The 6,130-nt window shown below is 38.3% G+C and carries 6 protein-coding genes and 1 riboswitch; of the genes, 4 read left to right on the forward strand and 2 right to left on the reverse strand.

Annotated features, from left to right (window positions below):
• Positions 1-11 precede the first annotated feature (11 nt).
• Both CUU64_RS15575 and ade read left to right on the forward strand, forming a co-directional pair.
• Positions 12-1,034 carry an acyltransferase gene (locus CUU64_RS15575; RefSeq protein WP_101634504.1) on the forward strand — a complete coding sequence of 341 codons (1,023 nt, stop codon included), beginning with the start codon at positions 12-14 and terminating at the stop codon, positions 1,032-1,034.
• A gap of 211 nt (positions 1,035-1,245) precedes the next feature.
• A riboswitch (purine riboswitch) is annotated at positions 1,246-1,347 on the forward strand.
• Between the two features lie 70 nt (positions 1,348-1,417).
• Entirely contained in the window at positions 1,418-3,181 is a 1,764-nt protein-coding gene (ade, locus tag CUU64_RS15580) for an adenine deaminase (RefSeq protein ID WP_101634505.1), read from the forward strand.
• A 125-nt stretch (positions 3,182-3,306) separates the two neighbouring features.
• Here the strand turns inward: ade and CUU64_RS15585 are convergent, their stop codons facing one another.
• Positions 3,307-3,504: a ChaB family protein gene (locus CUU64_RS15585; protein WP_101634506.1), complete on the reverse strand. Its 198-nt coding sequence runs from the start codon at positions 3,502-3,504 to the stop codon at positions 3,307-3,309.
• Between the two features lie 273 nt (positions 3,505-3,777).
• Here CUU64_RS15585 and CUU64_RS15590 point away from each other — a divergent pair, with 273 nt between their 5' ends.
• Both CUU64_RS15590 and CUU64_RS15595 read left to right on the forward strand, forming a co-directional pair.
• Positions 3,778-5,076 carry a uracil/xanthine transporter gene (locus CUU64_RS15590; RefSeq protein ID WP_101634507.1) on the forward strand — a complete coding sequence of 433 codons (1,299 nt, stop codon included), beginning with the start codon at positions 3,778-3,780 and terminating at the stop codon, positions 5,074-5,076.
• Between the two features lie 179 nt (positions 5,077-5,255).
• Positions 5,256-5,714: a YflT domain-containing protein gene (locus tag CUU64_RS15595; RefSeq protein ID WP_101634508.1), complete on the forward strand. Its 459-nt coding sequence runs from the start codon at positions 5,256-5,258 to the stop codon at positions 5,712-5,714.
• A 307-nt stretch (positions 5,715-6,021) separates the two neighbouring features.
• On the opposite strand, the gene CUU64_RS15600 is transcribed toward CUU64_RS15595, so the two are convergent.
• Positions 6,022-6,129, reverse strand: a complete 108-nt coding sequence (locus CUU64_RS15600; protein WP_374702728.1) for an IS3 family transposase — start codon at positions 6,127-6,129, stop codon at positions 6,022-6,024.
• Between the last annotated feature and the right edge of the window lies 1 nt (position 6,130).

A 6,130-nucleotide genomic window follows, 5' to 3' on the forward strand; every position in this document is an offset into this window, starting at 1 on the left:
AAGGAGAACAGATGGAGAGAAATACCGCGATTGATTTTATAAAGTTCTTTGCCATTTCTGCTGTTTTAATCATTCATATATTCCCTAGAGACAACCAGATGGGATTATTTGTTCTTGATAACCTGTCAAGATTTGCCGTGCCTTTTTTCTTTATTGCGTCCGGCTATTTTTTCGGTAACAAGATTTTGCAGACAAGTGACGCACATCTTTATTTTAAGAAGTACATTGTTAAAATTATTAAACTTTATATATCATGGCTGATCTTTTATATGATATATGATTTTTTTACTGATTTTGGAAAAGGTGCTGATTTTCAAAAAACAGTTCAGAATTATTTAAGCCGCGTTTCCCTTATTGATCTCATTTATTATGGTGGTGGTACGAGCGGATACCAGTTGTGGTTTTTAACTGCATTAATTTGGAGCCTTACAATTGTTTTTATATGCTTAAAGCTTAAAAAAATAAAGCTCCTTTTAAGCGTAAGCTTCATTTTGCATCTTATAGGCCTTTTCGGGCAATCTTATTCTGTTTTCTTCGATTTTCCTGAAAGTACCCGTGATCCTTTGTTTTTTGGTCTTTTTTATACCACCATGGGCTGCTTCTTTGTTGTTGAAAGGAGCTTTATAAAGGCAAGAACATTATCTACAAGAACCTGCTTATCCTTGATTGGTGTGTTCTCTGTTATGCAGGTTACAGAAGGATATATTTTAGAAAAGATGATGTCAGGCAATCACGGAGAATATTTTATTTCTACTATCTTTTTATCAGCCTTTCTTTTTCTATTTTCCTTGCAAAATCCTACATTAGGTAAGGGAATGTTCATAACGAAAATAGGGGCAAGAGCTGTAGGGATCTATATTGTTCATGTATTCTTTATCAATCTGTTTGATTTGTTTTTATCGGGTTTGCTAACGAAGGAAATAGGTGACAATTTATTCGTAAATCTAATAAAGGTCTCTGTTATATTTTCTATATCGTATGTAGCTTATGATCTTCTTCAAGAATTAAAAAGATCATTAAGGGAACTATGGTAAGAATGTTTTTTTTAGTTTGTGTTCACGATGGTGAAAAAAATCGATTCCCTAGTGCTGTTTTTATAAAAAAACAAAGGTTCTCTGTCCATGGATGGAATATCCTCACCACTTTATCTCATTGCCAGATTTTTCGGAAAACCACATCGTTTTCTAAACAAATGATTGTTTTTTTAAAAAAACATTGACGAATAAAGGTCTGACCTTTAAAATGATCGAAATAACTAAAATCACTCGTATAATCTTGGAAATACGGTCCAAGAGTCTCTACCGAACTACCGTAAATAGTTGGACTACGAGAGATGAACGCAATTTCTATCGAAATTTTTCATAGGTTCTTCTCTTTTAGTCTAACTACTTCTTATCTAGAGAAAGGAGTAGTCATCATGTCCACAATAAATTACACTACGCAAATCGAAGCTGCCAGCAAAAAAATTCCAGCTGATATAGTCATTAAAAATGGAAAAATCATCGATATTTTTAATCTTGAAATTATAGAAGGGGACGTTGCCATTTCAGGAGGGATGATTGTCGGAATTGGAGATTATAATGGGCATAAAATCATAGATGCAAAAGGCCGTTATATTTCTCCGTCCTTCATCGATAGCCATGTGCATATTGAATCCTCAATGGTAACACCGAGAGAATTTTCAAAGCTTGTAATCCCACACGGTGTTACAACGGTAATTACCGATCCACACGAAATAGCTAATGTTGCAGGTGTGAAAGGAATTCAATTCATGCTAGATGATTCTGAAGGCCTTCCCCTGGACGTCATGGTGATGCTCCCTTCGAGTGTGCCTGCTACTCCTTTTGAAAGCAGCGGTGCTGTTCTCAATGCCAAAGATTTAAAATCATTTTATGAGCATCCTCGAGTCATTGGCTTAGCTGAAGTTATGGATTTTCCTTCAGTCAGGGATTGTTCCCCCGAAATGCTTGGTAAACTGATGGATGCTTCCTCCCAAAAAGCTATTATAGATGGCCATGCAGCAGGATTGGATATAACAGGCCTCAATATATACCGTACAGCCGGCATCATGACCGATCATGAAAGTACGACTGCAACAGATGCCTTGGAACGGTTGAAGCGAGGAATGTATGTATTGATTCGTGAAGGCTCGGTCGCCAGAGATTTAAAAGCTTTACTTCCTGTTGTGAATGAACGAAATGCCCGCCGTTGTTTGTTTTGTACGGACGACAAACATTTAGACGATATTCTTGTAGAAGGATCTGTCGATTATAATATCCGCCTTGCCATTGAAGAAGGGCTGGATCCCTTGCTAGCCATACAAATGGCTTCACTAAATGCCGCAGAATGTTATGGATTAAAAGGAAAAGGAGCAATTGCTCCTGGTTATGAAGCAGATTTCCTCCTATTAGATGACTTGAAGACGGTAGAGATTTTTCAAGTATACAAGAACGGTGAATTAGTAGCGGAGGAAGGGGAATATAAAAATATCTTATCTCAACATGATTCGATAGCTGAAGAGCTGACAGGCTCTGTTCATATTCCTCCTCTAGCTCGTGAAGATTTACAAATAACGATGAAAAAACATTTGGCCAATGTCATACAAATAATTCCTAACAGCCTAACTACAAACCATCTGGTGGAATCAGTCGACATGAATGGGGAAACGTTTATTCCTTCAATTGAAAAAGATTTTTTGAAATTAGCAGTGATCGAACGCCACCATGACACTGGAAATATCGGACTAGGAATCGTAAATGGATTTCGTCTTACTGGAGGGGCGATAGCCACAACCATTGCCCATGATTCCCATAATCTTGTAGTAGTCGGCACAAACGACGACGATATGCTTCAAGCAATCAAGGAGTTGAAAAAGCTAGATGGCGGAATTACAGTTGTAAGAAACAAGCAAACCATTGCATCACTATCTCTGCCTATTGGAGGGCTTATGACAAATGATTCATTTCATCAAGTGGATAAATCACTAAAGGGTCTTGATTTAGCTTTACAACAAATTGGCGCCCCAAACACATTTAATCCATTACTTACACTTTCATTTTTGACCTTACCAGTAATTCCAAAGCTGAAACTAACGGATAAAGGACTCTTTAACGTCGAAACCTTTGAACATATCACAGTCGAAGCGTTTCCTATGAAAATAACCTCAAGTCTTGGTAATTAGCATCGCGATGAAGCGCCCCCTGATAACTATACAGGGGGCGCTTCACTTACAATAAATCATCTTCTTAAAACAGCATAGCTTTTATGAAGTGTCCTTTGCAAAGTGTATTCGAGAATCAGTATTTATTATTTTTCAACCCACTTCCCATCACTATCTTTTTTATATTTATGTTTGACGGCACTCCAGGCTACTTTAAATGCAGTTTCTTCTTCTTTATATTCCTCGCTGGCGGAGTTGAAAGCCTCTTTAAAAATTTCTTGGGCATGGTGGGGTAAGTTCTCTTTTACTGAATCTGGAAGTTCATTCAAGGAACTATAGGGCATGGCATATCCTCCTTTTCCTATTTTTATTTCTTTTACCTGAAATTCATCATTTTAAACAATGCAGACATAAGCCTAGGAGGAGGCGAAAATATTTTTTGATTGGCTAAGAAACCGTAAATAAGAGAAGGCAAGTAGATTTTATAATAAAAGATTTCTAGTTTCATTTCTGCACACAGCTATAGAATTATATGATAATGTAGACTTGGAAGTTTTGTCCCCATAATACATATTAAATTTAATAGAAAGTTGCTAATTGAAAGTGGTGTTGTGCTAATGAATAAACAGTTTCGCTCGGTGACCTTTTTTTCTTCCATTCAATGGCTTTTTTTTATTTTTGCAAACACGGTAGTTGTGCCGATTTCAGTAGCGTCAGTGTTTGAGCTGAGTCCAGATACAGTAGGGAGCATGTTAAGGGCTTCGCTGATTATTACCGGGGCAGCTTGTATGCTGCAAGGCTGGCTGGGTCACAGGCTTCCAATTATGGAAGGACATTCAGGGTTGCTGTGGGGGGTCATTTTGAATCTTGGGATGTCGGCTTCTGCACTGGGAATGAGCCTACAGGAAATTGGCGGAGGCATTGCTACAGGGATATTGCTAGCTTGTGGTGTTACCTTGTTGTTTGCCATTTTCAATGGAATACCCATTCTTCAATCAATTTTTAGCCCGATGGTGATGACTGTCTATCTCTTTTTATTGACCTTTCAGCTGATTTTTATCTTTTTTAAAGGAATGCTGGAGGTCGCAGATAATGGAACAATCGATATTGCTATTAGCCTATTATCTGTAGCGATTGTTGTACTTGTCAGCGTGTTAAAAATTAAAGGAAATAAGGCCTTAAGTAATTTCTCAATCCTCATTGGACTTTTGGTTGGCTGGCTGGTGTATGCCCTGCTCTTTCCAAATGAAATAAAGCAGCCTCCACAATCAGGCGGATTTTCATTTTCATTGTTCCCATTAGGAAAACCGAACCTTCAATTTGGCATCATTGGTGTTACGTTTTTTGCGTGTGTAATGAACCTGACTAACACAATGGCATCAATAAAAGCTGGTGCAGCAATCACTCAGGAAAATCCGACCGCAAAGCAATATCGTTCATCAATGGCGGTCACTTCAGTTTTTACTGCCATTGGAACAGGGTTTGGATTAGTGCCATATACTCCCTTTACCTCTTCTATCGGATTTTTGCAAAGCACCCGGATTTTCGAGCGGAAACCGTTCTTCATCGGGGGAGGGCTATTAACATTAATGGGCCTTGTTCCGGTATTGGGTTCCTTTTTGTCCACCATGCCTGTCACAATTGGTAACGCTGTTTTATTTGTTGCTTATTTACAGTTATTCGGAACTGCCTACAGTAGTATAAACGGAAGCACCTTTAATTCGAATACCATTTTTAGGTTGGCAGCCCCATTGCTCGTAGGGATTTCACTAATGAATTGCCCAGCGTCGATGTTCACTAGTCTCCCTATGTTTATTCAGCCATTTATCTCAAATGGTTTGATCATGGGAGTGCTGCTTTCCATTGTTCTTGAAAAATTCGTTAATTGGCAAGAATATGAACTGGAAAGGAACTGAACGGTCTAGTTCTGGTAAGAAGAGCGGCATTGGAATGATTAGATAGAATCATCTATCTTAGTTTTGGAAACAGCTAGACTTTTCAAAACCCTCTCAAAAGTTCACTTTTGTTTTTTCTGATTGAAGTCCTGAATGATAGGGTATTAAAGAAATACATCATTCTAAAGGAGTTAATCAACATGGAAAAAAGAGTAGTAGGTGTTTACCAAAATGAAAGACAGGCAAATGAAGCGGTGAATGATTTAAAGGCGAAGGGCTATAGTATGGAGGAAATATCGATTGTTGCAAAAAATATTGAAGAATTAGGCCCGGATGCTGAACAGGTACAGCCTAAAAAAACTGATCAAATGCTTGCTGGAGCTACAGCAGGGGGAGTAATCGGTATTACAGGCCTTTTAGTCGGTATGAGTGCCCTTGCCGTTCCTGGCATCGGGCCGATTGTCGCAGCTGGTCCGATCTTTTCGGTGCTGGGCGGTGCTGTTGCTGGAGCTGCCTCCAATGAAGGCGGATTGATGGGAGCCTTGAAAGAAATGGGGCTTTCTGAAGAAGAAGCCCGACAATATGAAGGCGAAGTGAGGGACGGAAAAATCCTCGTCCTGGTGGAGAGACAACAAAAAAACCCGTCTACATTGCAATAAAATCTAAAAAGCAAGTAAATAAGAATATAAAAGCGTGGCTACTGTCAGTCTAACCATTGGAAGCTTTATGAAAGTATGGAGTAGGTTTAAGTAAACGATAACCGCCGTTCAACATTTAATTAAATAATTAATTTATACTTCATACAAGAAACCATTCTAAAAAAAGCACGTTTTGACGGATTTGTAGATACATCGTGATAAAGTTTATCCTAGTAGTTGTCGAATCATGGTGGACTTTACGTCAATAAAAAAGGTCTATTGTTCCTTTAAACAAGGTGAGGTGACCCCAAAAAGTTAGAGTTTTATATTAAGCAGCTAATTGGCTGGTATGGATGCGGTATTGAACCGGACTCATGCCTGCCAATTTTTGCTTTATACGCTTGTTATTATAATAAATAATTGATATACTCTTCAAT

The organism is Bacillus sp. V5-8f, from assembly GCF_002863565.1.
Classification (GTDB): Bacteria; Bacillota; Bacilli; order Bacillales; family DSM-1321; genus Peribacillus.

Coding starts and splice junctions, on each gene's coding strand:
- CUU64_RS15575 (WP_101634504.1), top strand. CDS start 12: ATGGAGAGAAATACCGCGATTGATTTTATAAAGTTCTTTGCCATTTCT.
- ade (WP_101634505.1), top strand. CDS start 1,418: ATGTCCACAATAAATTACACTACGCAAATCGAAGCTGCCAGCAAAAAA.
- CUU64_RS15585 (WP_101634506.1), bottom strand. CDS start 3,504: ATGCCCTATAGTTCCTTGAATGAACTTCCAGATTCAGTAAAAGAGAAC.
- CUU64_RS15590 (WP_101634507.1), top strand. CDS start 3,778: ATGAATAAACAGTTTCGCTCGGTGACCTTTTTTTCTTCCATTCAATGG.
- CUU64_RS15595 (WP_101634508.1), top strand. CDS start 5,256: ATGGAAAAAAGAGTAGTAGGTGTTTACCAAAATGAAAGACAGGCAAAT.